Raw genomic sequence first — 24,820 nt, 5'->3', positions numbered from 1 at the left:
ATGAACGCCCAAAGAGAACATCAAGCCCGATCCAGTGTCACTTTCCACCAGAAGGGGCTATTTGCTGTCCGGATGTGCGTTGATCAACGAGCGAACCCGGTGGCTGAGATCGTTCAGGCTGAAGGGCTTGGTCAGTACCCGGGTCGTCGCATCAGTGGAGACCAGGCTCGAACCACCGGCAAAACCGGTAATGAACAGCACCTTGAGCTGCGGATATTTCGCCTTGAATTCGGCCGCCAGGCTGACCCCGTTCATCAATCCGGGCAAGCCGATATCAGTCAGCAGCAAATCCAGGTGCTCCAGCTTTTCCGCCTGTTTCAAGGCAGAAACGCTATCCACCGCTTCAATGACGCGATAGCCAATGTCGGACAAGAATTCCGAGGCCATTTTCCGGACGGCGGTTTCATCGTCCACCAGCAAGATGGTTTCGTAGTGACCTGAAGGTTCCGGTTGTTGAATGACCTCCGGCTTTTCCTTGTCCGGGACAGGTTGCGAATGATCGACGGGAAAATACAGCGTCACGGTAGTGCCCACACCCAGGCTGCTGTGAACTCTTACCTGCCCACCGGATTGCTGTGTGAAGCCGTAAATCATCGAGAGGCCCAGGCCGGTGCCTTCACCAATTTTCTTGGTCGTGAAGAACGGGTCGAATATGCGCGATAAATGTTCAGGACTGATTCCCGTGCCTGAGTCCGTCACAGAGATCGTCACATAGGAGGCTGAGGGCATCATTTTCTCGAAGGACGATGCTTGATCGATGATGCATCGATCGACCTCCAGGCTTAGGGTGCCGCCATTGGGCATTGCATCCCGAGCGTTGATAGCGAGGTTGAGCAGTGCATTTTCCAGCTGGTTGAGGTCGCACCGGATACGATCGTTTGCTCGAAATGAACACTCGACGATGATGCTTGGGCCGACTGAACGCCGGATCATTTCTTCGAGACCGGCGACCACCGTCCGGGGCTCGAGAAGTTCCGGCTCGAGGGATTGCTGCCTTGAGAATGCCAGTAGACGTTGCGTCAATGCAGCCGCGCGAGACGCAGAGGTCATGGCAACGGTGTTATACCGAGTCAATTCGCTATAACGCCCGGCGTCGATATGCCGTTGCATCAGCTCCAGGCTACCGATGATGCCTGCCAACAGATTGTTGAAGTCATGGGCTATTCCGCCGGTGAGCTGACCGACCGCTTCCATTTTTTGACTCTGCCGAAGCTTGGTTTCCGCCACCGCGCGTTCACGCTGTTCAGCCTCAAGCTGTTCAGTGCGTTTTGTGATGCGATCCTCGAGCAAGTCGTTCCAGTCCCGTAGCGCGACCTCTAACTGCACCCGATCATCTATATCCTCGATGGTGCCGTACCACTGTTCGCATTCTCCGGAGATGCCAAAGCTACACAAGGCACGGACTCGGAACCAACGGTAATCACCTGTGTGTCGTCGCAACCGGATTTGCGAGTCCAATGGCTGCAATGTCGCCAGTGATTTATCCCAAAGCTTGGCCAGGGACACCCGATCCTCAGGATGTGCAGCGTTGGCCCATTGACGCCCCAATGTCTGTGCAGAAGACAGGCCGGTATATTCATACCAGCGCTGATCAAATGAAGTCAGTACGCCGAGCGTGTCAGCAGTCCAGGGCCAAAGCGGATTGAGCTCCGCCGCTATGCGGTAGTGCCTTTCGCTTTCACGTAATTTCTTTTCCGTTGAGCGCATGGCCTGTAGGGTGTTGGCACGCTTTAGAACTGCGCCAAGCAGGTTGCCGTAGCTCCTGAGAAAATCGATATCGCTGTCCATGAACTGACGGGGAGTTCGACTATCGACCTCAAAAATCCCGAAGGGGCGTTTTTCCGTGGCCCCATACACCAGAACGTTAACAAAAGCCGCCACGCCATTTTCTTTTTGGAAGTCGTGATAACGGAAGCGTGTTTCCGTTGAAATATCCACCGAAATCGCAGGGGCGTTTGTGTCAAGTGAGTACCTTTCCGGGGTTCCGTCGATCGCTTGTACCTGAACCTTTCCAACCACATCGGGCGTCCAGCCCACGCCGTTTCGCACGATGAACGTGATGCCGTCCTCTTTCAACAGCATGAACTTGGCCAGATGAGTTTCAAGCGCGTCACCGACCAAACGACATGCCTCGTTGAGGATGTGCTCCAGGTCGTCGGACACCAAGGCTAGCTCGCCAAACTCGGCAAGCACCTTGCGCTGGCGTAGTAACGTATCCTCGATTGCCATGGGGGCACCCCGCAGAGGTTTCTATATCCGAGGGTCTTGCCCCGCCGAGGTTCCACTGGTGTGATCAACTGCTCAGACACGTCTTGGCGCCTTTTTTGCGGCCCGTGCCCCCAGCTCGCCATCGAATACAAACCGTGCGAACAAAAACGGCTCGTCTATTGGCGTAACGCTGTTCATTGTAGGAGCGAGCTTGCTCGCGATGGTCGCCAACGATAACGCGTGTTTGCTGGATAACACGCGGTGTCCTGGAATCCATCGCGAGCAAGCTCGCTCCTACAATGAACAGCATTATGTCTAATGATGAGCCGCTGTTGTGAAGGTTCCGGTCTGGGTCAGTGCACGAATGTCAGCCCGACCTCAAAGGTTATCCGCATCAATCACCGCCTTGGCGAACGCCTGCGGAGCTTCCTGGGGCAGGTTGTGGCCGATGCCGCCGCTGATCAGCCGGAACTCGTATTTGCCGGTGAAGCGCTTGGCGTAATCCTCGGGGGCAGGGTGCGGGGCGCCGTTGGCATCGCCTTCCAGGGTGATGGTCGGCACACTGATGGAAGGCGCCGTGGCCAGTTTCTGCTCGAGTGCTTCGTAGCGGCTTTCGCCCTGGACCAGGCCCAGGCGCCAGCGGTAGTTGAAGACGGTGATGTCGACATGGTCGGGGTTGTCCAGCGCCTTGGCGCTGCGGTCGAAGGTGGCGTCATCGAAGGCCCATTGCGGCGACGCCAGTTGCCAGATCAGCTTGGCAAAGTCGTGGGTGTTTTTCTCGTACCCGGCGCGGCCGCGGTCGGTGGCGAAGTAGAACTGATACCACCACTGCAACTCAGCCTTGGGTGGCAGCGGGTTCTTGCCGGCCGCCTGGTTACCGATCAGATAGCCGCTGACCGAGACCAGCGCCTTGACCCGTTCCGGCCACAGCGCCGAGACGATGTCGGCCGAACGCGCGCCCCAATCATAGCCACCGAGTACGGCTTGTTTGATCTTCAGCGCGTCCATGAAGTCGATGACGTCACTGGCCAGCGCAGCGGGTTGGCCGTTGCGCAGGGTTTTCTCCGAGAGAAAATGCGTGTCGCCATAGCCCCGCGCATAGGGCATCAGCACTCGATAGCCCTTGGCTGCCAGCAAGGGGGCGACCTCGTCATAGCTGTGAATATCGTACGGCCAGCCGTGCAGAAGAATCACCACCGGCCCGTCGGCCGGGCCTGTTTCGGCATACGCCACGTTCAGCAGTCCGGCGTTGACATGCTTCAACGGGCCGAACGGAGAGGGGGTTGCATGAGTGGCGCCGGCATTGATCACGGCGGGCTGTGCGGCGGCGGTGGTTTGTGCCTGGGTCGCACCGAGAACGCCGAACAGGGTGAACGCGAGTAGCGACGGGCCGAGCAGACGGCGGCGGGTTTTGCCGGTTGTATCCTGCAGTGCCATTTTCATGCTGAGTCTCCGTTACAAGCCGTTGGCCAGGGGGGCTGAATGATCCCTTTGAAACCTGGGTTGCATTTGAACGCGGCGACGTATCCGGCCTGTGTCGAATTGCAGGTCGGGTGAAAACCTGTGTATCAAGATGCCAGTTAGACATGCTTTGATACACGGTGCAGCAGCAGAATGGCTACGGATGGTTAAAAACGAGGCGGGCGGTTCGAGCCGGCGCCACGCGGCTCCGAGTCACGCAGCATTGCCCGCGCCGGATCGGGTAAATCCGAGCTGACCGACTGCGAACCATCCATCAGCGTGCAATGCCTTTTCCAGTGCCTCGCGCTCTTTGGGTTCAGGCGACCCAACGCATCACTTTCTCAAGGTGGCCAGTGTGCTCGTCCAGTTGTTCCTTGAGAACTACAAAGCCCTTGTTCTCATAGAAATGGATACCAGGAACATTCGCCGAATACACAGTCAGCTGTAGAGTTGACTTAGATGCCATGGCGTCCGCGAGAAGCTGCGTACCTATACCGTCTCCTTGACGCTCAGGCGATACGAATAGCGCCGCAAGCGTGTCTCCATATACAGAGCAGAATCCTGCTGCTGCCCCATCTGCCTCAAACACTCGGGACATGGCGCCGGGTAGGTAGACCTCACGCATCGCGTCAAGCTGGTTACGCCAGAATTCGGGGGCTATGAAGTGATGCGCCTGGATTGACGCTCGTAGCCAAATGTCCAATACGGGCTCCAGGTCATCGTTTCGAAAGTCGCGGATCATGAGGTCTCAACGATTGAGTCAGGAACGAAACATTGTGCCATGTCCGTGCTCAAGACCGAACGGCCGCAGGACGTGGCGTTGAATGCCTGCCCCGTTTAAAGGCGCCAGCCGCTGCGGCCTTGAGTAACCGCCGAAATTTCGGGCATTGCGCGTGGCTAGGGGCTGGACAGGCGGCCGCATGCCGCAATCCCCGACTCATCGCCTGTAGTTGCTTGATGGTCGCATCAATCTCATCCGCCTTGGCCAAAAGCACGTCTCTATCCACAACTGCCTTACCACTTGGGGAAAGCATGACCTGTATCTCGTCCAGCGAGAGGCCTCCAGCTTGACCGAGCGCGATGATTGCCAACTGCTCCAGCACGGCAGACGCAAACTGGCGGCGAGCCCCGCGCGGGCCGACTGACGCGATCAACCCTTTCTTCTCGTAGAAACGCAATGTGTGGGCAGGAAGTCCCGTGCGTTTGACGACCTCGGTGATATCCATTTACAGACCATTGACTTGAAGTTGACTTCAACTTCTATCATGCATCCGGAAGATAAATTGGTCCATGAATAAGAGGTAGGTATGGCATCGCCGGAAGAGGTTGCACAAGTTTTTCTGTTGGGAATCGGCGCTACCGTCGTCATGGATTTGTGGATGCTCCTTCTGAAGGCCTTTGGCGTCCCAACGCTGAATTTCGCCTTTGTCGGGCGCTGGGTAGGTCATGTGTGCCATGGTAAGTTCGCTCATGCCAGCATTGGACAAGCGACACCTGTCCCAGGCGAAGTGGCCCTGGGCTGGATGGCGCACTACGCCACGGGCATTGCTTTCGCGGTGTTACTGGCGTGCATACAAGGTGTTGCCTGGCTGCGGGAACCAACCTTCCTGCCAGCAATCGCTTTGGGCATCGCGACAGTGGCAGTCCCGCTTTTTGTTATACAGCCCGCCATGGGGGCAGGATTTGCATCCTCGAAGACGCCGACGCCAGCCAGGAACCGCATGCGCAGTTTAATAAATCATGCCGTCTTCGGAATTGGCCTCTACCTGTCCGCAGTGGTGATTGCCTTGGCGTCGAAGTGAGCAGGGTTTGAGGCTTGCGTGTCATGCAACCGACTGGCAGTCAATCCGCCAATACTTGAGTAAGTGACAGTATGTATATTCCTGCCCAATGGTCTCAACGGTGATGCCTGCCTACCGAATTTCATGGTCGAAGGAAGCAGCTTTACCGGATACATCGACTGCGGCCGACTAGGCATCAGTGACATCTATCAAGATCTTGCGCTGGCTGCCCGAAGCATTGAGCGCAATTTGGGACCGGCATGGGTAGCCCCATTTTTTCGCGCCTATGGTGTGGAGCCAGATCAGCAACGTATAGCGTTTTACTGTTTGCTAGACGAGTTCTACTGATGACTGCTGCGTTGGAGCTCGGGTCTGACCACTGGATCATCGACCGGACGGAGGCCGTTACGTTGGCCAGAACCTGCTACGTATCTTGCGTGTCATGACAGGCGCGATTCGCCTGTCGCGCTGCTCAAGCCGTTGGCCGTGACACCGATGCGCGAGAACACCAGCCACACAAAAAGCAGCACATTGCAGCCAATGAGGATCGATGCGACGCCAATCAATGGCTCGATGGACGGAAAGCCCTTGAGGCGCAGCGTCAGTGCGCCGAGCATCACCGGGACGCCAACGTTGTAGGTCCAGAACTGTGCGGCAGCCGTGCGCCCTTCAGTGATTGACGGGTACAGTGTGGCGATCAGTCCGAACAGTGCCATCGACACACGGCGGCCGATCGTGAGATGCCGCCGCTGGAGCGCCTCTGGCGGCCGTGAGACGATCCGGTCAAGGGCATTGGTCTGGCGGCGAACGCATTGAACACACTGTTGATCGACGACGAGATCGGCTTGCACGTGATGGAACGTTCGTTCATGACGGTGTGGCTCGAAAGCGAGTCCCACGAGAGCCCCTGCGACCGGGCCGACGCATGAGCTACATCGAGCCGATAGTCGACTCGCTCAAAGACGTGCTGTCACCCCGGGCGCGCAAGCGACTGAAGCAGGCGCTGTCGATCGTCATGGGTACCGAGGCGTTGATCGCCGTGCGTGATATCAGTCGCGCGAGCATCGAAGAGTCACTCGACACCGCCGCCTGGGCGGCTCGGGCGCTGGTGCGTCAGGCGCTGGCGGAGGCTGAACAGGCGCGACGAAAGCGCAACACTTAGGCGGGATCCGTCAGAGGCCCAGCCTGTGCTTGAGTTCGGTCTCGTTCAAAATGTCGCTGGCCGGGTCGCCCGGCACTCCTTCACCCGCCCGCACCGGCGGTAGAAGTACCGTGTGTTACAGACTGTACGCCCAGTCTCAGCGCAGGCTCCACGACACGCCGACATACATCGCCAGACCCTCGCCCGGCGTGGACCGTGCCGCATCCAGGCCCTTGTCGTCGTAGCCCGGAGTGACGGTGCCAGCGTAGTGCTTGTCAGTCAGGTTGCGCATATCCAGCCAGGTCTGCCAGTCGCCCTTGGGCGCGTTGTAGCCCAGGGTCGCGCCGAACAGCGCGTAGGGATCGGCGTAGTAGCTGTTGGCGTAATCAACCGCGACCTTGGACACCCACTGGGTATTGAGCGCAGCGAAGAAACCTTGGGGCCAGTCATAGCGCAGTTCGCCCTGGTAATAGTGCATCGGCAGGCCTGGCAGGCGGTTGTCGCCGAAGCGGTCGTCGTCGCGGTAATGGAAGTCACTGAAGGTATAGCTCTGGCGCAGGCTCAGTTGGCCGCCATCGTCTCGCGACCACAACGTGCTCTGCAGGCTGGCTTCTACGCCTTGGTGCACGGTGGGGCTGGCGTTGAGTTCGTAGGGCGTGGTGGCGTTGGCATCCGGCAACACCGAGAGCAATTCGTGGCGCACCTGGGCGTAGTACCAGGCCAGGCTCCATTGGCCCACCGTGCTGTCGCCGCGACCGCCGATTTCCAGGGTGGTCGCGGTCTGGTTTTGCAGCGTGATCGGGTCGCGCTGGGCGCCCGTGGCGACGCCGCTACCGGCCGGGAAGCGCTGGTTGGCGCTGTAGATCAGCGACCAGGGGTGTGGTGCTTCGACCGAGCGGCTGAGATTGCCGAACAGCTGCAGGTCAGGTGTCAGTTGGTAGCGCAAGCCCAGGCGCGGGGCGTAGTCCCAGTCGTTCAGGCTGGTCTTGCCGCCCCCTTGCGGGTAGGTCACGGCGCTTTCGCGGCGGGTGTAAATGGCGGCGAGGCCAGTGGTCAGCCACAGATCGTCGGCGATCTCCAGATCATTGCCCACATGCAGGACGGTGTCCGAGCCCTGGTAGGTGAAGTTGCGAATGTGCGTGCCCGGCGCGTAGCCGGCAGTGTTTCCGGTGGGGATGCGCACCAGTTCGCTGGCACCGGCATTGGGCAGGTGCTTGGTCAAACGCAGGCCCACAGTGCTCTGGCTTTCCAGGCCCCAGAGGGTGTCGCGTCGCTTGTAGTCGAACGTGCCGCTGACGTCCGTGTACGCCACCTTCAAGCGGTTGGGTCCCTCGCGCAAGTCCATGGGGTAGTCATGGTAGACAAGGCCGGTCTGGATGCTCGAATCGTCGTCGATGTAATAGGTGGTCTTGTTGCCGATAAAGGTGCTTCCCGGCTGGTCACGGCTGTCGTCCCGCGCCACGTAAGCGGGGTTGGCTGCCCGTGAGTCGTGCTCGATTGAGTGCTTGGTCACGCGCCCGGCGAGGTCGTTGTCGGTCTGGCGATAGCGCAGGTAGAAGCGGGTTTCCAGGTTCGGGTTGAAGCGATAGCCGAAGTTGGCAATGATGCCCTGACTGTCACTGGCGGTATGGTCCTGGTAACCGTCGGCACGCGCGTCGGTCGTGGCCACGTAGTAGTCGAAGTCGCCCAGCACCTGCCCCGAGCTGACCTGGCGCTGCTGATAACCGTGGCTGCCCATGGCGTAGCGCACCTGCAACAGCGGCGCGTCGTAGCCGGTGTGGCTGATGTAATCGATGGCTCCGCCCAAGGCCAGCGCGCCTCGGTCGAAGCCGTTGGCGCCGCGCAGCACTTCCACGTGGTCGAGCCACAGCGGCTCCAGCAATTCATAGGGCGTGCCGCCTGGGCCGGTCAGCGGCAGGCCGTCGAGCATGGCGTACAACCCTGAGGCATGGGCGCCCGGCGCGCGGTTGATCCCCGAGCCGCGGATCGAGATCTTGACCCCTTCGTTACCGGCGGACTGGGCATAGACCCCCGGTTGATAAGCCAGCACATCCTGGTTGCTGGCCACACGACCTTGCAGGGGGCGGCGCAGGTCGACCACGTTGGTGCCGCCGGGCACTTGGGCCAGTCGGGCCTTGGCGTCCTCGACCGACGCGTCTTCGCCGCTCTGGTCCTCAGCCTGAATCAGCACTTGTCCCAACTCCAGGCCTTGAGTCTCGGCCATGGCAGGACAGGCAAGGGCCAGCCCCAGCAACGCAGCGGGCAAGGATTTGGGCGAGGGCATTGAGAGAACTCCAGACGGACAGGAACGGGCAGTGAAGAACTGCGACGTAGAGAAGAACGAAGGAAACACATGTTTAATTTAAGTGAGCGAGCTTTTCTACACGCCTATTTTCTGCGCTCCTATTTTCTACACTCAGCCAGCACCACTTGGCAGGTATCCGGCGTGCCACCGGATCGGCCGGCGTAGCGAATGCAGTTATCCAGGGATTTCTTGCGCGCCATGCTCAAGGTGTCGCCCCAGGCGAGGCCGCCCTCGCCGGACGTGGGGAGCGCCTTGGCATAGCAGTTCGAGCCCAGGCTCGCCGTCGCATAGCGAGCCGTGGCCGCCTTGCCTGAACAGCCCGCCATCAACGCCAGGTTGATGGCGAGCAGCGAGGGCAGGACCCATGACGCGCAGTGGCGTGCTGTTTTTGCGGTCATGGCCTTTTCCTAAAGGAGGCGGCTGGCAGCGGGTGTGCAGTCGGGTACTCTCAGATTAGACGGTAGGTTGACGTTGAGCGCTGCATTCCAGCGCTTTTGGTTCTCTGTTTGTTGCTGGTTGAAAACAGTCTCATGCACGTGACAGGTTTCGGGCTCCTTAAGCAATAAATTTGAAATGCACGGCGTTGCTCGACAGAATCGCACCCCGATCCGGCCAAAGGTGCGGGCGTTGTGGTGAAAAGGAACGGCAGTTGAACGAACAGACATTGTCCATGCGCCTGGAGCGCGTGGCGGCGCAGGTGCCCGCCGGTGCGCGCCTGGCCGATATCGGCTCGGATCACGGCTACCTGCCGGTGGCGTTGATGCGCCGTGGCGCCATCGCGGCGGCGGTGGCCGGCGAGGTGGCATTGACGCCGTTCCACGCGGCCGAACGCACCGTGCGCGAGAACGGCCTGGAGCAGCGGATCAGCGTGCGCCTGGCCCATGGCCTGGCGGCGATCGAGCCGGAAGACGGGATCACGGCGATCAGCATTTGCGACATGGGCGGCGAGACGATCCGCGACATCCTCGACAGCGGCAAGGCACGCCTGGGCGGCCGGGAGCGTCTGATCCTGCAACCCAACGGCGGCGAGCAGCCACTGCGCCAATGGTTGATGGACAATGGTTACCGCATCCTCTGCGAGGAATTGCTGCGGGAAAACCGCTTCGACTACGAAATCATCGTCGCCGAGCGCACCGGGCCGGTGATGTACAGCCCCGAGGAGCTGTACTTCGGCCCGCTGCAGATGCAAACACGCAGCCCGGCGTTCCTGGCCAAGTGGCAACGCCTGCTGCGCCAGAAGCAGAAGACCCTGAGCAACTTCGCCCGGGCGCGGCAGGCCGTGCCCGAGGAGAAGGTGCAGGACGTCGCCCGGCAGGCCCGGTGGATCACCGAGCTGCTGGCTTGAGCCCGGCCCAGGGTTTGTACGAAACGCCATGAGCGATGAAAAGAAGGTCCTGCGAGCTCACTTGAACAATGGGCGCTAGAGGTCTTGTTTGGACGGTCACGGCGGTGTGACGATCAGGCGCCGGCGATATCGAGCCACACCTGTCCGTCGGGATACTGGTAACGCTCCAGGGTTTCAGCGGTCATTTCGATGCTGTAGCCCGCACGCTGCGGTGGCATGTAGCGGCCGCGGCGGATCACCACCGGGTCGAGGAAGTGCTCGTGCAGGTGGTCGACGTATTCGAGCACCCGGTTGTGCAGCGAGGCCGAGACGGCGATGTAGTCGAACAAGGCGATGTTCTGCACGTACTCGCACAGACCGACCCCCCCGCCATGGGGGCAGACCGGCACGTTGAACTTGGCGGCCATCAACAGCACGATCAACACCTCGTTGAGGCCACCCAGGCGCGCCGCGTCCAACTGGCAGAAGTCCAGTGCGCCGGCCTGGAACATCTGCTTGAACATCACCCGGTTGTGGCAATGCTCACCGCTGGCGACGCCGATCGGTGCAATGCGCTGGCGGATGCTGGCATGGCCGAGGATGTCGTCGGGGCTGGTCGGCTCTTCGATCCACAGCGGTTCGAACGCGGCCAGGCGGCGCATGTTGGCGACCGATTCATCGACGTCCCAGACCTGGTTGGCGTCCATCATCAGGCTGCGTTCCCAGCCGATTTCTTCGCGCAAAATCGTCGCGCGGCGGATGTCGTCTTCCAGGTTGGCGCCGATTTTCTGCTTGATGTGGGTCCAGCCGTCTGCGACCGCGACCCGGGCCAGTTGGCGCATTTTGTCTTCGCTGTAGCCGAGCCAGCCCGGTGCGGTGGTGTAGCCGGGGTAGCCTTCGCGCAGCATCTGCGCCTCACGCTGGGCCTTGCCCGGCACCTGGCGGCGCAGCAGGGCAATGGCTTCTTCGGGGGTGAGCACGTCGGTGACGTAGCTGAAGTCCAGGCAGCGCACCAATTGTTCCGGGGTCATGTCGGCCAACAGCTTCCATACGGGCTTGCCTTCGTTTTTGGCCCACAGGTCCCAGATGGCGTTGACGATGGCCGCGGTCGCCAGGTGGATCACGCCTTTTTCCGGGCCCAGCCAGCGCAGTTGGCTGTCGCCCACGGTGATGGTGTGCCAGAAGGCGCCCATGTCGGCAATGATCTCTTCCAGGGTCAGGCCGACCACCATGGGGGCCAGGGATTGCACGGCCGCCACACAGATCTCGTTGCCACGGCCGATGGTGAATGTCAGGCCGTGGCCTTCAAGGCCGCCAGGGGCGTCGGTGTGCAGCACGACGTAGGACGCGGAATAATCCGGCGCGCTGTTCATCGCATCGGAGCCGTCCAGCGACAGGGAAGTGGGGAAACGGATGTCGCGAACGCTCAGCTGGGTGATTCGAATGCTCATGGTGGGCTCTTGTGCTCGATGACCAGTTGGAGGCTCGACTGTAGGTCGCCGAGCGATACAGGCATAATCACGGATTCCTAAGTAGCGATACCGGATTTGATATGTCTCCAGGTCCAGAAGCCACCACGATCACACCCCGTAGTTTCGGCGCGCTGAAAATTTCCAGCCGGCAAATCACCTTGCTCACGGCCCTGGGTGAGTTCGGCAACCTGCGCCGGGCGGCCGCGGCGATGCACACCACGCAACCGGCCGCCAGCCTGCTGTTGCAGCAACTGGAAGAGCGCCTCGGCGTGCGCCTGTTCGAACGCTTGCCGCGCGGCATGCAGCCCACGCTTTACGGCGAGGTGATGATCCGCTACGCCCAGGGCGCGCTGCATGAGTTCGAGCAGGCCCAGGCGCAGATCGAGGAACTGCAGCGCGGGGCCCTGGGACGGGTGCGCGTCGGTAGCGTGATGGGGCCGGTGCCCCGGTTGCTGACCAAAGCGGTGCTGGCGTACAAACGCGATCACCCCAAGGTGCGGATTTCCATTGAGGTGGGTACCAGCGATACCTTGCTGCCGGCCTTGCTGCGCGGCGATTTCGATGTGGTGCTGGGGCGCTTGCCGGACCAGAGCGACAGCCAGGACCTGGACATCGAGCTGTTCGACAACGGCGAGCAGATGCGCGTGATCGCCCGGGCGGGGCACCCGTTGGCGGGTGCCCCGCCATTGCAGTTGGCCGACTTGATCACACTGACCTGGGTTCTGCACCCCATCGGCAGCCCCATGCGCCGCCGGGTGGAAACGGCCCTGCAGGCCGGCGGTATGGTGCAGTCGCTGGACATTGTCGAAACCGCTTCGATCCTGGCGACCACCGCGATGCTCGAGGCTTCGGACATGATCGCGGTGGTGCCCAATGACGTGGCCGAGCATTATGCGCGCTATGGGATGGTCGCTGTCTTGCCGGTCGAGCTGCCGATCTCCATGGTCAACATTGGCCTGCTGACCTTGCGTTCCCGGCCAAGGTCGGTGGCGTTGAATACACTGCTGCAGTATTTGCGGGGACCATAGCGACAACTCGATAACGCCCGGTTATCGATTGATCGGATCATCTCATTGGGAATGTTGAGGCTGGCTCCCTACAGTTATCGCAAATTCGCCCGTTACAGAACGGGCGAGCCATAACAAGAAGTCCGCCGTACTGCCCCGAGAGGTCCCATGTCACTGATTGCCAGAACCCGTTACGACGCTCAAACACTCACCACCTTCGTCGAGCAACTGTTCGAAACAGCCGGGGCCGATGCCGAGGTCGCCCAGGTGGTGACCCGGGTGCTGCTCGAAGGTGAACTGCTGGGCCATCGCACCCACGGCCTCAACCTGGTAAGCCGCTATATTGGCGGCATGCTGACCGGGCAGGTCAAGGCCAGTGCCCGGTTGCTCGAGCAGGTCTCGGACAGCGGCATTTCCACCTTGTTCGATGGCCACTATGTGCTCGGCCCTTATTGTGTCAGCCGCGCCCTGGACTGTGCGGCCAAGGGCGCCACGGAGCAGGGCATCGGTATCGCCGTGGTGCGCCGTGCCTCGCACATCGGTTGCCTGGCCGCTTACTTGAAGCCTTTCACTGACCGTGGCCTGGTGGCCATGGTCTATTCCTCGGACCCCTCGGTAGGACTGGTGTGCGCCCATGGCGGGATCGACCCGATCTACACGCCCAACCCGATTGCCGCCGGCATCCCGACCCGGGGCGAACCGATCCTGCTGGATGTGAGCATGTCCACCGTGACCCTGGGCCTGGTCGGTCAGTGCCGCGAGGCCGGCAGCCCACTGCCGCACCCGGTGCTGATGAGCAACGAGGGCCACCTGAGCGACGACCCGGCCGACTTTTTCGCCACCCCACAGGGCAGCATCCTGCCCCTGGGCGGCCAGGCCTTTGGCCACAAGGGCTTTGCCCTGGCGATTCTGGTCGAGGCCCTGACTTCGGGGTTGGCCGGTCATGGGCGCAAGGACACTCCGGACCAGTGGGGCGCCTCGGCCACGGCCGTGGTGATCGACCCGCGCTTCTTCGGCGGGCTGGAAGCCTTCACCGACGAAAGTTCGTTCCTGAGCAAGCTGATCCTGGCCAGCCGTCCGGTAGACCCCGAGCACCCGGTGCGCTTGCCGGGCCAGGCCGGCCTGAAGCTGCGCGAGCAAGCTTTGCTCGAAGGCGTGAGCCTGTCGCAGAAGGTGATCGATGACCTCAACCAGTGCGCCGCGCAGTTGCAGCAGCCAGCACTGGCTCAATGACTGACAACGATCTGTAGGAGCTGGCTTGTCAGCCAGGATTTTTTCGTAGAGCCCAAGGATGAGTGTGGCACCGGATGATGGATCGGCCCGGTATTGAAACCGCTGCAATAACAATAATAAAGGCCATCAGATGAAACCACTGAAGAAGTATCAAAGCATCACCGTTGTCTTCCTGTTGTTGATCGGCATCGTCAACTACCTGGACCGTAGCGCGTTGTCGATCGCCAATACCTCGATCCAGAAGGACATGATGATCAGCCCCTCCCAGATGGGCATTCTGTTGTCGGCCTTCTCCATTGCCTACGCCTTTGCGCAGTTGCCGATGGGCATGATCATCGACCGCCTGGGCAGCAAGATCGCCCTGGGCGCTTCATTGCTGGCGTGGTCGGTGGCTCAGTCGACGTTCGGCATGGTCAACAGCTTCGCCGGCTTCATGGGCCTGCGCGTGCTGCTGGGGATTGGCGAGGCTCCGATGTTCCCCTCGGCGGCCAAGGCCCTGTCCGAGTGGTTCGATGCCAACGAGCGCGGTACGCCGACCGGTATCGTCTGGTCGTCGACCTGCCTGGGCCCATGCCTGGCGCCACCCTTGCTGACGCTGTTCATGGTCAACTTCGGCTGGCGCGGGATGTTCATCATCACCGGCGCGATCGGTATCGTCCTGGCCGTGTGCTGGTTGACCTTCTACAAGAGCAAGGCGCAGTACCTGGCCGAGCTTGCGGCTGAAGGCAAACCGTTGCCGACAGAGAAAAGTCCCCAGGTGCAAGCGGCCGACTCGCAGGCACCGAAGGTCTCCTACTTTGCCGGCTGGCTCGACCTGTTCAAGCACCGCAGCACCTGGGGTGCGGTCCTGGGCTTCATGGGCGTGATCTACATGCTGTGGCTGCACCTGACCTGGCTGCCCGGTTACTTCGAGCGCGAGCATGGCATGAACCTGTACAAGACCGCGTGGCTGGTGTCGCTGGCCTATGGCTTCGGCGCAGTGGGCACCATCGTCGCCGGGCGCTTCTGCGACAGGCTGGTACGCCGTGGCATGAGTATCCTGGCCAGCCGCAAGTTCGGCGTGATCACGGGCCTGGTACTGGCTGCGCTCTTCACCGTGCCGCTGTCGTTTGTCACCGGCCTTACCGGTTGCATCATCCTGCTGTGCCTGGCGCTGTTCAGCATCAACATGGCCAGCGCCACAGCGTGGATGATCGTCAACACTATCGTCGACAGCCGCCGGGTGGCCTCGTTCGGTTCGATCCAGAACTTCGGCGGCTACATCGCCGGTTCCGTCGCGCCGATCGTCACCGGCTTCAGCATCCAGTACTCGGGCTCGTTCAACACCGCGTTCATGATCAGCGCGGTAGTGGCGCTGTGTTCGGCCCTGGCGTACTACCTGCTGCTCAACGCACCGATCAGCGATGCCGAGCCTGCACCTGAGCACATCGTTGGTGTGACCGAGTAAGGGCCCTGAGTCATCGGCGGACGTCGGCACTGCCCAAGCGGTGCCTGACGGTCGCGGCGGCGTTCACAACAGGTTACTCGGGCGGGCAATCGCCTCCTTCTTCCTCATCCATCAGGCCGGCAAGTGTTCTTGCTGCGATGTAACCAAATGTCATGCCTGGCCCGAGGGTGATGCCACCGCTGGGGTAGTAACCGTTCATGATGCTGTTCATGTCATTGCCCACGGCGAATAACCCGACAATCGGCGTTTGTTGTTTGTCCAGTACCCGAGCACAGGCATCAGTGTTCAACCCGGCGAAGGTACCGAGGCTGCCGGGAACCAGCTTGACGGCGTAGAACGGTCCCTGGCGCAGGCTGCCGAGGGACGGATTGGGACCATGGAGGGCTTCCCCTTGAGCTTTGTTGTACAACGACTCACCGCGCCGGAAGAGCGGGTCGCAGCCTTTCTCGGCGTGCTGATTGAAGGTGCTGACCGTGGCTTCCAGCTGCTTCGCATCAATCGCGCATTGGCGTGCCAGTCCGGCCAGGGTCGCGTCCTTGAACAGATAGCCATTGCGCACATATGACGCCGTCGGGAACGGAAATGGTTTGGACCAACCCAGGCCATAGCGCCGCTGGGCGCGGTGGTCACAGATCAGCCAGGACACCGGGGTTTCTCCCGGTCCGGTGGCCTCGAACAGTGCGCACATATAGTCGTGATAAGAGTCTGCCTCGTTGACGAAGCGTCGGCCATCCTGACGCACCGCGAGAAAACCCGGTTTCGCCCGCTCCATCAAATGTGGAAAGCCACTGAAGCCTCCGTCCTCCCGCGGCACGCGAGAGACAGGTGCCCACGCAGCGGCATGCGGCAAGTCGGATGGAACGCGAGCTCCGACGCGTTCACCCAGTCGCAAACCGTCGCCGGTATTGCCCTTGGGAGCAGCGCTCAAGTGTCCTGTGCCATCAGGGGCATGGGCGAACTGGTGGGCAATACGCTGCCGGTCGTGGGGGAAACCGCCGCAGGCCAGCACCACACCACGTCGTGCGCGGATGTCGAACAGGCGTCCAGTGCGCTCGGTACGTGCGCCGACCACACGCTGATCCTCATGCAGCAGCTCATGTACCGGCGTATCGGTGAACAGCCGGACGTTGCGATCCACCGCGCTTTTCAGCAACCGGGCTACCAATGCATTGCCGTTCAGCAGGTGCATGCTCCGGCCGTGGCACATCAGGTCACGGGCATGGCGCAACAGGCGTTTGCCGGCGTACAGCATGGATGGCGCAGAGTGGCTGGCATTGAGAAAATGATTGAGATCGGCGCCACCGGCAATGCCCATTCCGGCAAGGCTGATGATATCCAACGGACGCCGAAGCTTTTTGATCCAGGGACCTAGTCGACGACCATCGTACGGCTGGGCGCAGACCGAGCGACCGCCTCTGGCGAAGCCTTCGCTGGCATGAAAGTCAGGCATCTTGCTGCCGGAGAAAAACCGGACTTCGGTTTGGTGCTGAAAGAACTCGACCATCTTCGGGCCTTGTTCGAGGAACATCTCCATGCGTGGGTCGAGCACATCGGTCTGCAATTCGTTGCGCAGGTAGATCCGCGCCTGTTCGAGTTCTTCAACTATCCCTTCGGCGACGGCCAACGGGTTGCGGGGGATCCACAGCCAACCGCCCGACCAGGCGCTGGTGCCGCCGAACACGGGTTCTTTTTCCACCACGATGACGTCGAGGCCTAGCTCGGCGCAGGTGACGGCACTCGCCAGGCCAGAGGCGCCGGAGCCGATGACCAGGACATCACAGATAAGGTCGTCGACGTTAATCGACGGCAAGACGCTCATGGCGACCTCCATTATTGTTTTTTTTCGGGTGGGGCGGGGGGCGGGGCTGGCCGCTCCCCGGTGGAAGCGGCTCAACAGGACGACGGTTACTTCAACGGTGAAAAGTCGGTCGGGCGCAACAGGCGCGACTCTAGAGTCACCACGGCGTCGAGCTCCTTGTTCTGCCGGGTAAAGTCCTGCCAGCGCGGATCGGCTGCCATGGCGTTGCGACGGGCCATGCGATCGTCGAGGCTGGTATAGGCCCAGATGTGCACCACTTGGTTGACCTCACCGATTTCGGTGGTGAAGAAACCGACCAGGTTGCCCAGGTGCTCCTGCTGCACGGCCAGTGCCGCGTTTTTGTACAAGGCGAGCCAGTCGCCAAGGCGGGTCGGTTTAATCGTGTAGGTGCGCAGTTCGTAGTACATGCTGTTCTCCAGTGCGGGGTTCTTGGGTTGTGCTGCGGTCAAGACGGGCTGCGATATCACTGGCGGCGAGGTAACCGAAGGTGATGCCGGGGCCGAGGGTTATGCCGGGACCGGGGTAGGTGCCGTCCATGATCGAATTCATTTCGTTGCCGGCGGCGTACAGGCCGGGGATCGGTGCGCCGCTGCGGTCGAGCACGTTGGCCTGGCTATTGGTGACCAGTCCGCGGGCGGAGCCGAGGTCACCGGTAAACAGGCGAATGGCGTAAAACGGCGCCTTGTGCAGCGGTTTCAGGCACGGGTTGGGTCCGTGAAGCGGGTCGCCCATGTAGCGGTTGTAGGCGCTGCTGCCTTTACCGAACTGACGGTCGACGCCAAGGGCTGCATCGGCGTTGAACTGCGTCAGGGTCTGCTCCAGAGCCGTGGCATCGATGCCAGCGATGAGGGCCAGTTCGGCGAGGCTGTCTGCGCGCAGCAGATAACCGGCGTCGATCAACGCGCTGTTATCGACCGGTCGCGGACGGGCAAGGCCCATGCCGTATCGGTTCAAGGCTTCGCTGTCACAGATTAGCCAGCAGGGCGCATTGGCGCCGCCGTTGGCGAACATGCTTTCGACGAAGCAGTGGTAGGAGTCCGACTCATTGACGAAACGTCGCCCGGCGCGGTTGACCGCGATCACTCCGGGTTTGGCCCGATCGGTCACCAGATGCGCAAAGCGCTCGACGCTGCCGTCGGCCTTGTGCAGCACCGAGACCGGCGCCCAGAAGAAATTCGCCGAAAGGTTGTCGCCAATGGCTGCGTTGACCGAAGCGGCCAGTCGTTGTCCGTCACCAACGTTGGCGGGTGGTGACATGCTCCAGTGTTCCGAGTCCGTCGCTGGCCGCTGTTGGGCGGCTTGAGCACCGGCCGCAAATCCTCCCATGGCCAATACCACGCCGCCCTTGGCAAATACCTTGCGGGTTTGTCCGCTCCAGGTGATCTGCACACCCTTTACGGTTCCCTGCTCGACAAGCAACGCTTCGGGTGCCGCCTGAAGCCACAAGTCGACGCCATTGGCGAAGGCGGTGGTTGCCAGCCGGGCGATCAAGGCATTGCCCACGGTCAGGCGCGTGCCGCGTGGATGGTTGAGGCGATCGATGGCATAGCGGCCCATCAGTTTCAGGCAGTGCCAGAGGGATTTCGGCGAGCGCTTGAAGCTGAGGAAGTGCTGGATGTCGACACGATTGACCATCATACCGCCGAACAGCAGCATGCCATCCGGTGGCCGCTTCAGGTCTTTGAAGTGCTCACCAAGCTTGCGCCCGTCGTACTCGTCGATTTCCAGGGCGCGACCGGTTTGCGTGCCACCGGGCAAGTCCGGGTAATAGTCGGGCGACAGTGGCCGCAGACTGTATTTGAGCTCGCTGTGGGTCTCCAGAAAACCCAAGGCTTCGCGGCCATTGTCGATGAAGGAATCGATCAGCGCCGGGTTGTAGCCGGCGCCGATCACTTCCTTGAGATAGCGGCGCATCTGTTCGGCGCTCAGGTGATGCCCGGCGGCCCGGGCCTGGTCGGAGTCGTGCAGCCAGACCGCGCCACCCGAGATCGCCGAGGTGCCGCCGAAGGCTTCGGTCTTTTCCACCAGCAAGACCTTTAGGCCTCGGCAACTGGCGGTCACCGCCGCAGCGAAACCGGCGGCACCGCTGCCCAGGACAATCACGTCGTAGACCAGGTCGGCACCGGCAGCGAGGTGGGTAGTCGTCATATTCATTGTCTATCGCCTGTCGAGGACACGGCCGCAGATCAGATCTGCAGCGGTGTTACGCCCATGAAGTGGCCGAGGTTACCCAGTTGCGCCAGGGCCATTTCCGGACCGGTCTGGATCGGGCAACCACGCAGTCGGGCGAAGGCGAGAAACGGCGTCACGGCTGGCGAAGTCACGACATCGGCAACCAGCGTCGACTTTTGCAGGGTTTGCATCAGAACGTGCGGCAACGGCAGCGGGCCTTCATCGCTGGTGGCGCCCATGCCGACCGGCGAGGCGTTGACCACCAGATCGAAGTGCTCGAGCGAGGCGGGGTTGGCGCTGATCACGATCTCGGGAAAAGCATCGCGCAACAGTTCGCCGAGCATCTCGACGCGCTCCGCGCTCAAGTCGCTGATGACCAGATGACTGATCCCGGCCTGACACAGTGAATAAGCAATCGCACTGCCGACACCGCCGGTGCCGATCACCAACGCCTGTTTGTCTTGCGGATTGAACCCCTGCTGGCGCGCAGCACTGAGAAAACCTTCGCCGTCGACGATATCGCCCACCAGCCGGCCGTCGGCCTCGCGCCGGATTACGTTGACCGAGCCCAGCGCCGCCGAGCGCTCACTGACGCTGTCCAGACGGCCGGCCAGTAGTTGTTTGTAGGGGACGGTGACCACGCAACCGCGCAGGTTTTGCCAGCCCCGCAAGGTCTCAATGAAGTTCTGCAGGGCGGTCGGCGCAAGGTCGATGGCCAACATGGCAACGTTTTGCTGGTGATCAGCGAACCAGCGGTTGAAGTTTTCCGGCGATTTCACCTGTGTAACAGGTGAGCCGACGATGGCGACCAGTTCAGTCGAAGCCTGAATCATTTGATGTTCCCGCTTATTGGCTGTGTTGTGGGGCCGATACTGCAAGCGAGGAGGGCGGGGAACAATCAAGCTGCGAGGTGTTTACGTTGATAATCGCATCAGGAGTGCGATAATCGCATTGTTTGTTTGAATAAGAGTCGTAGCGATGAAGCAGCCCACCATCCATCAACGGGATTTGATCGTCGGCCTGCAAAAGGGACTGGCGCTGTTGCAATTGTTTTCCCAGGAGTATCCGCGTCTGAGTGTGCCTGAGGCTGCCCGACTGGCCGACATGACCCAGAGTGCCGCCCGGCGCTTCTTGCTGACGCTGGTGCATGACGACTTTGCGCAAACAGATGGCCGTTATTATTGGCTGACCGCCAAGGCATTGCGTATCGGCCAGGCCTATGTCGATTCGGCGGTGTTGCCGCGCATGTTGCGGCCCATCGTCGAACAGGTGGCGCGAACCACCCAGGAGCACGTGTCGGTGGGCGTTCGCGACGGTGATAACATCGTGCATATCGTGCGCAGCCGCTACAGCCATATCACCTCAATGTCGATCCGCCCCGGCTCACGGGTGCCGATGTATTGCACGGGCAGTGGCCGGCTCTGGCTGGCCAGCCTGTCAGCGGAGGCGCTCGACACCTATTTCGCCCGCAATCCGCCACGGGCCATTTCCCCTTACACGGTGACCGATGAGGCGCACATTCGCGCCGAAATCGCCTTGGCGAGCGAGCGTGGCTATGTCCTGGTGGATCAGGAATATGAAGTGGGGATGCGGGTTTTGAGCGTGCCGTTGATGGATCGGGAAGGGCAGTTGCAGGCAACCTTGACCCTTACCACCCACGCATCGCGAATGAGCCTCGAGCAAATGCGCGAACGTTATCTGTCCGCATTGTATGAAGGGCAAGCATTGCTAAGGCCAATCATGACCCTCTAGGCGCCGGTGCCGATTTGAAGACATGAATGTCTATCAGGATTTGCTCCCGATTATAGTGGACGTTCCCACCTTCTGCGGATAAAGGCTGGTCTGAGAATGGCCATGAGTGGAATGACGAAGCGCTGAAACTGTTTGCCTGAGGCATGCCCGTTGAGGAAAAGGGGGGACTGATTTAGCTTCCCGAGGAAAAACAAGTCCGTCCCCATTTTTTCGCAGGCGGTGCCGACTGCCGCGTTGGTTCAACGGCCCCTTGTAGGAGCTGTCGAGCGAAGCGAGGCTGCGATCTTTTGATCTAGCCGTTACTCAGCGTCAGACTGTTTTTTTGCCAGCCCGATGGCGGCAGTCATATGCGGTACCGCGTAGGCCTTGTACCAATGATTCATTCCCGCAATAGCTTTCTGAGCGGGTGCTGTGTCGGCTGCCCCGACCAATTCCGCGCAAGCCTGCGCCATTGAGACAAGAATGCGGGCGGCTTCGGGAACATAGGGAAGGTCATTCCCAGCTTCATGACGTTCACGGATGATCTGGTAGCGAATGTTCTCCGGGAGTGTCCAGGCGCTGATTAAAAACTCCTGAACGGAGTAATCAACACCTTTGATCTCCACGGTCGCGCAGCGATGTTCCTCATTGAATCCTGCCGTTTCGATCTGCTCACAGCTATCGATAACAGTGTTCATCATTTCTCGAATTTGTTGCCAATCAGTTTTCATTCGAACTCCTTTTCAATGTTGTTCTTCAGGATACGTGGTGGACAGCATGTTATCTGCCTGGCCTGCCAGCTGATAATTATCCTGCTATCTGATACCCCGGTCGGTACGGACCTCGAATTTGTTCGTAATTGCGCCGGGCTGACACCTAGCCGTTGCTTGAAAGCTGTCGTCATGTGCGCTTGGGAGTTGAACCCGCAGGTGAGGGCGATCTCGGACAGGCTGGCTGTCGAATCGCGCAGCCGGGCACGGGCCTTGGCGAGTCGTCGGTCGATCAGGTAGCTGTGCGGGCTTTTGCCCGTTGCGCGCTTGAAGGCCCGCATGAAAAATCCTTCGGACAATTCAAGCAGTCTGGCCATCGCCTGCACGCTCAGCGCACCGTCAAGACCCGCGTCAATGAATTCATCGAGCAGGCGCATGCGGCTGGCGGTGATGGAGCCTTGGGTCGGCGTCGGCAACGCTTCCTGCGCCATGGCCCGATCAGCCAAGGCGAGCGCCCAGGCCTCCCAATCGTCATCCATCGAGGCGTGCAGCAGCGCGTTGCGCATTCGCAGTGCAAGGGCAATGGCCTGCGGATCGATGCGATTGTTGAATGCCCGATCCCCCATCAACGCCAGACCGTCAGCGCGCATGACCCGCAGATATTCACCGCCGGCGGCTGACTCGGACAACACGTCACACCCGGCCGGGACAAAGGCCAGGCCGTTCGGCGTGGCAATGAAAGGCATCACCCGGTCACTGCCGATGGCGTGCAGGCCTTGCTGGCTGTCGAAGGCAAAGCCGATCGCCGCATGGGTCGCTACGTAGCGGGCGGCATAGGCGGAGCCGGGCAATAATTCGATCGACCAAGGCCCTGCCTCGACACGGCGGACCGGTTCGGTCAGGAGCGATGGCGGTGGGCGGTCTCGAGGGTTCATGAGCACCATAGTAGTCAAGACAGGGCACAAAAGTCAGGTCGGTTTTTTGAAAGCCGGCGTATGGGCACCGGATCTAGACTGGGCAAAACCTCAGGGAGAGTGCTCATGCACAGACTGACTCGCGACGACATCGAACAAGCTGCCCACCAGGTGTACCAGGTCATGCCTGCTACTGCCCAGTACCCTTGGCCATTGCTGGCTGAACGGTTGGGATGCACGGTGTGGGTCAAGCATGAAAACCATACGCCCACGGGCGCTTTCAAGGTGCGTGGCGGCATTACCTTCATGCACTGGCTCAAACGCGTGCACCCCACCGCCAGGGGCATCGTTACCGCTACCCGCGGCAACCATGGCCAGAGCCTGGCGCTGGCGGCACGCGCGTTGGGTTTGCGCGCATTGATCGTAGTGCCGGAGGGCAACTCGGTAGAAAAAAACAATGCCATGCGCGGCTTCGGCGGCGAGGTGGTCGAATGGGGTCGCGATTTCGATGAGGCCCGGGAAGAGGCCGCACGCCTGGCGCAAACGCAGGGCCTCTACCTGGTGCCGCCGTTCCACACCGAGTTGGTCAAAGGCGTGGCCACGTATGCGCTGGAGCTGTTCAAGGCGGCGCCGGACCTGCATACCGTCTACGTGCCGATCGGCTGTGGCTCCGGGATTTGTGGGGTGATCGCCGCGCGCGACGCGCTGGGCCTGCAAACCCAGGTGGTGGGCGTGGTATCCACCGAGGCTGCAGCGGCAAAACTGTCCTTTGAAGCGGGAGAGATTTGCGAAACCGCGACGGCGACTACCTTTGCCGATGGCCTGGCCGTACGTAAACCGATTCCTGAAGCCTTCGCCATCTACGGTGTGGCGGCGGCGCGGATCGTATCCGTCGATGAGGGCGAGATTGTCGAGGCCATGCGTGTGTATTACACCGACACCCACAACCTGGCGGAAGGGGCAGGCGCGGCGGCCCTGGCGGCGCTCATTCAGGAGCGTGAAGCCATGGAGGGAAGACGGGTGGGGGTCATACTGTCCGGCGGGAATGTCGACAGGGCGGTGTATGCGAACGTGATCGGGTGACCGATGGCGGGGGCAGCGCTGGTGTTCCGGCTCGAGCGCTGCAAGCGTTTGCGCGTCAATCCGCTCCGCTATAAGCCTAGTCTTTGCTTGAGCTCGGCCTCGCTCAAAACGCCGCTGGCCGGGCCGCCCGGCAATCCTTCATCAGCCCGCGCGAGTGGTAGAAGCACCGGTACAAATCCGGCGTCACGCACCAGCCGGGCGCCCAGGTCGCGGGCCTGGGCATCGTCGGCGAAGGTTGGAATCGCCTTGCCTTTGCCGGACTGGCTTTTCATTGAGGCATAGCCGATGGCGTTGAACGCCCGCACCAGGTGCACACCGGGCAGGTACTGCTGGTCCGCCAGGGCGACTCCCAGATCCAGCGCCTTGCGCCCGATGTCTCCGTCACGGCCGCTGAACGGGTTGCTGGTGCTGAACACCACCTTGCCCTCCAGCTTGCCCTTCAGCTGTTCGGACAGCGCCGGCATTGCGCCGTAGGGAACGCTTAGCACGATCACATCGCCCCATGACGCGGCCTCGCTGACCGAACCCGCCCGAGCGTTGGGGCCGGCGGCCTTGACCAGGTCCTGGAGCGCCTCGGGGTGGCGGGACGAAAACATCACCGAGTGCCCGGCCTTCACCCATAAGGTGCCAAGCGTACCGCCTACGTTGCCGGCACCGATCACGCTGATCTTCAGGGTGTCCGCCACCGCCTGGCTGCACAGGAGCAGGGTGGCGAAGGTTAGCAAGAGGATTCTGGACATGCGCTCCGCTTCCGGTTTGGACAAAGGGGGTTAGCAATTACGGTAGTAGAGACTGCGTATAAACGAAAGGCGCTTGCGGGGCAGTGGATCTTGGTAACGAAAGGGCTGGCCAGTCGTTTGGTTGCTGTTGAGTGTGCATCCGTCTGTACGGCGCGCAACTATTGCTGGAAGTAATAGTGACCATCAAGAAACGCAAGTTCTGCTTTGTCGGCAATCGTTGGAAAATCGCCCCACCGAACGCGCGGCTCAACAAATTTGCGCGATGACCGTTG

The 24,820-nt window shown here is 61.1% G+C and carries 23 protein-coding genes and 1 pseudogene; 9 read left to right on the top strand and 15 right to left on the bottom strand.

All coding sequences use genetic code 11. The annotated features are described in order from the left end of the window. Positions 1 to 57: 57 nt before the first annotated feature. The 4 genes from ACA067_RS20625 to ACA067_RS20610 all read right to left on the bottom strand — a co-directional run bounded on the left by ACA067_RS20625 (position 58) and on the right by ACA067_RS20610 (position 4,895). Positions 58 to 2,229, bottom strand: coding sequence for an ATP-binding protein (locus tag ACA067_RS20625; protein WP_497458256.1), 2,172 nt, complete (start codon positions 2,227 to 2,229; stop codon positions 58 to 60). A gap of 357 nt (positions 2,230 to 2,586) precedes the next feature. Continuing rightward, complete coding sequence (locus ACA067_RS20620) at positions 2,587 to 3,651, bottom strand: alpha/beta fold hydrolase (RefSeq protein ID WP_497458255.1); 1,065 nt, start codon at positions 3,649 to 3,651, stop codon at positions 2,587 to 2,589. 334 nt (positions 3,652 to 3,985) lie between these two features. Then, positions 3,986 to 4,411: a GNAT family N-acetyltransferase gene (locus ACA067_RS20615; protein ID WP_497458254.1), complete on the bottom strand. Its 426-nt coding sequence runs from the start codon at positions 4,409 to 4,411 to the stop codon at positions 3,986 to 3,988. Positions 4,412 to 4,460: 49 nt separating this feature from the next. Then, on the bottom strand, positions 4,461 to 4,895 hold the full coding sequence (locus tag ACA067_RS20610) for a helix-turn-helix domain-containing protein (protein WP_497458253.1): 435 nt from the start codon (positions 4,893 to 4,895) through the stop codon (positions 4,461 to 4,463). 81 nt (positions 4,896 to 4,976) lie between these two features. On the opposite strand from ACA067_RS20610, the gene ACA067_RS20605 reads away from it, so the two are divergent. Together ACA067_RS20605 and ACA067_RS20600 are read left to right on the top strand one after the other, a co-directional pair. Further along, on the top strand, positions 4,977 to 5,471 hold the full coding sequence (locus tag ACA067_RS20605; protein ID WP_497458252.1) for a DUF2938 domain-containing protein: 495 nt from the start codon (positions 4,977 to 4,979) through the stop codon (positions 5,469 to 5,471). Between the two features lie 96 nt (positions 5,472 to 5,567). Continuing rightward, positions 5,568 to 5,798 (top strand): annotated as a pseudogene (locus tag ACA067_RS20600) (phosphotransferase); the annotation flags it as partial. 92 nt (positions 5,799 to 5,890) lie between these two features. Here ACA067_RS20600 and ACA067_RS20595 read toward each other — a convergent pair. Beyond that, positions 5,891 to 6,301 carry a hypothetical protein gene (locus ACA067_RS20595; RefSeq protein ID WP_497458251.1) on the bottom strand — a complete coding sequence of 137 codons (411 nt, stop codon included), beginning with the start codon at positions 6,299 to 6,301 and terminating at the stop codon, positions 5,891 to 5,893. Positions 6,302 to 6,375: 74 nt separating this feature from the next. On the opposite strand from ACA067_RS20595, the gene ACA067_RS20590 reads away from it, so the two are divergent. Continuing rightward, a complete protein-coding gene (locus tag ACA067_RS20590; protein ID WP_497458250.1) occupies positions 6,376 to 6,612 on the top strand; it encodes a hypothetical protein in 237 nt (78 codons plus the stop codon). 136 nt (positions 6,613 to 6,748) lie between these two features. On the opposite strand, the gene ACA067_RS20585 is transcribed toward ACA067_RS20590, so the two are convergent. After that, positions 6,749 to 8,875, bottom strand: coding sequence for a TonB-dependent receptor family protein (locus ACA067_RS20585; protein WP_497458249.1), 2,127 nt, complete (start codon positions 8,873 to 8,875; stop codon positions 6,749 to 6,751). A gap of 119 nt (positions 8,876 to 8,994) precedes the next feature. Beyond that, positions 8,995 to 9,294 carry a hypothetical protein gene (locus ACA067_RS20580; protein ID WP_497458248.1) on the bottom strand — a complete coding sequence of 100 codons (300 nt, stop codon included), beginning with the start codon at positions 9,292 to 9,294 and terminating at the stop codon, positions 8,995 to 8,997. Between the two features lie 251 nt (positions 9,295 to 9,545). Here ACA067_RS20580 and ACA067_RS20575 point away from each other — a divergent pair, with 251 nt between their 5' ends. Then, positions 9,546 to 10,241 carry a tRNA (adenine(22)-N(1))-methyltransferase gene (locus ACA067_RS20575; RefSeq protein ID WP_497458247.1) on the top strand — a complete coding sequence of 232 codons (696 nt, stop codon included), beginning with the start codon at positions 9,546 to 9,548 and terminating at the stop codon, positions 10,239 to 10,241. A 113-nt stretch (positions 10,242 to 10,354) separates the two neighbouring features. On the opposite strand, the gene ACA067_RS20570 is transcribed toward ACA067_RS20575, so the two are convergent. Further along, a complete protein-coding gene (locus ACA067_RS20570) occupies positions 10,355 to 11,671 on the bottom strand; it encodes an L-fuconate dehydratase (RefSeq protein ID WP_497458246.1) in 1,317 nt (438 codons plus the stop codon). A 101-nt stretch (positions 11,672 to 11,772) separates the two neighbouring features. On the opposite strand from ACA067_RS20570, the gene ACA067_RS20565 reads away from it, so the two are divergent. The 3 genes from ACA067_RS20565 (at position 11,773) to ACA067_RS20555 (ending at position 15,379) form a co-directional block, all read left to right on the top strand. Next, the gene (locus ACA067_RS20565) at positions 11,773 to 12,720 is read left to right on the top strand and encodes a LysR family transcriptional regulator (protein WP_497458245.1); all 948 of its coding nucleotides are present in this window, start codon (positions 11,773 to 11,775) and stop codon (positions 12,718 to 12,720) included. A gap of 153 nt (positions 12,721 to 12,873) precedes the next feature. Then, positions 12,874 to 13,932 carry an Ldh family oxidoreductase gene (locus ACA067_RS20560; RefSeq protein ID WP_497462818.1) on the top strand — a complete coding sequence of 353 codons (1,059 nt, stop codon included), beginning with the start codon at positions 12,874 to 12,876 and terminating at the stop codon, positions 13,930 to 13,932. A gap of 130 nt (positions 13,933 to 14,062) precedes the next feature. Beyond that, on the top strand, positions 14,063 to 15,379 hold the full coding sequence (locus ACA067_RS20555) for an MFS transporter (protein ID WP_497458244.1): 1,317 nt from the start codon (positions 14,063 to 14,065) through the stop codon (positions 15,377 to 15,379). Positions 15,380 to 15,452: 73 nt separating this feature from the next. Here the strand turns inward: ACA067_RS20555 and ACA067_RS20550 are convergent, their stop codons facing one another. The 4 genes from ACA067_RS20550 to ACA067_RS20535 all read right to left on the bottom strand — a co-directional run bounded on the left by ACA067_RS20550 (position 15,453) and on the right by ACA067_RS20535 (position 20,203). After that, positions 15,453 to 17,198, bottom strand: a complete 1,746-nt coding sequence (locus ACA067_RS20550; protein WP_497458243.1) for an FAD-dependent oxidoreductase — start codon at positions 17,196 to 17,198, stop codon at positions 15,453 to 15,455. A gap of 86 nt (positions 17,199 to 17,284) precedes the next feature. Then, positions 17,285 to 17,605, bottom strand: a complete 321-nt coding sequence (locus tag ACA067_RS20545; protein ID WP_497458242.1) for an NIPSNAP family protein — start codon at positions 17,603 to 17,605, stop codon at positions 17,285 to 17,287. Beyond that, complete coding sequence (locus ACA067_RS20540) at positions 17,574 to 19,352, bottom strand: FAD-dependent oxidoreductase (protein WP_497458241.1); 1,779 nt, start codon at positions 19,350 to 19,352, stop codon at positions 17,574 to 17,576. The genes ACA067_RS20545 and ACA067_RS20540 overlap by 32 nt, the downstream gene beginning before the upstream one ends. A 32-nt stretch (positions 19,353 to 19,384) precedes the next feature. Then, a complete protein-coding gene (locus tag ACA067_RS20535; protein WP_497458240.1) occupies positions 19,385 to 20,203 on the bottom strand; it encodes a shikimate dehydrogenase family protein in 819 nt (272 codons plus the stop codon). A gap of 145 nt (positions 20,204 to 20,348) precedes the next feature. Here ACA067_RS20535 and ACA067_RS20530 point away from each other — a divergent pair, with 145 nt between their 5' ends. After that, a complete protein-coding gene (locus ACA067_RS20530) occupies positions 20,349 to 21,122 on the top strand; it encodes an IclR family transcriptional regulator domain-containing protein (RefSeq protein ID WP_497458239.1) in 774 nt (257 codons plus the stop codon). 299 nt (positions 21,123 to 21,421) lie between these two features. Here ACA067_RS20530 and ACA067_RS20525 read toward each other — a convergent pair whose 3' ends face one another. Then, positions 21,422 to 21,832, bottom strand: a complete 411-nt coding sequence (locus ACA067_RS20525) for a hypothetical protein (protein ID WP_497458238.1) — start codon at positions 21,830 to 21,832, stop codon at positions 21,422 to 21,424. Next, positions 21,829 to 22,746, bottom strand: a complete 918-nt coding sequence (locus ACA067_RS20520) for a helix-turn-helix transcriptional regulator (protein ID WP_497458237.1) — start codon at positions 22,744 to 22,746, stop codon at positions 21,829 to 21,831. Before ACA067_RS20520 ends, ACA067_RS20525 begins: the two co-directional genes overlap by 4 nt. Positions 22,747 to 22,851: 105 nt before the next feature. Between ACA067_RS20520 and ACA067_RS20515 the strand changes: the two genes are divergently transcribed. Continuing rightward, the gene (locus tag ACA067_RS20515) at positions 22,852 to 23,808 is read left to right on the top strand and encodes a threonine dehydratase (RefSeq protein WP_497458236.1); all 957 of its coding nucleotides are present in this window, start codon (positions 22,852 to 22,854) and stop codon (positions 23,806 to 23,808) included. Positions 23,809 to 23,876: 68 nt separating this feature from the next. Here the strand turns inward: ACA067_RS20515 and ACA067_RS20510 are convergent, their stop codons facing one another. After that, a complete protein-coding gene (locus ACA067_RS20510; RefSeq protein WP_497458235.1) occupies positions 23,877 to 24,548 on the bottom strand; it encodes an NADPH-dependent F420 reductase in 672 nt (223 codons plus the stop codon). Positions 24,549 to 24,820 lie beyond the last annotated feature (272 nt).

The organism is Pseudomonas sp. LBUM1674 (assembly GCF_059695635.1).
This window is presented reverse-complemented; position numbering and strand designations above follow the sequence as displayed.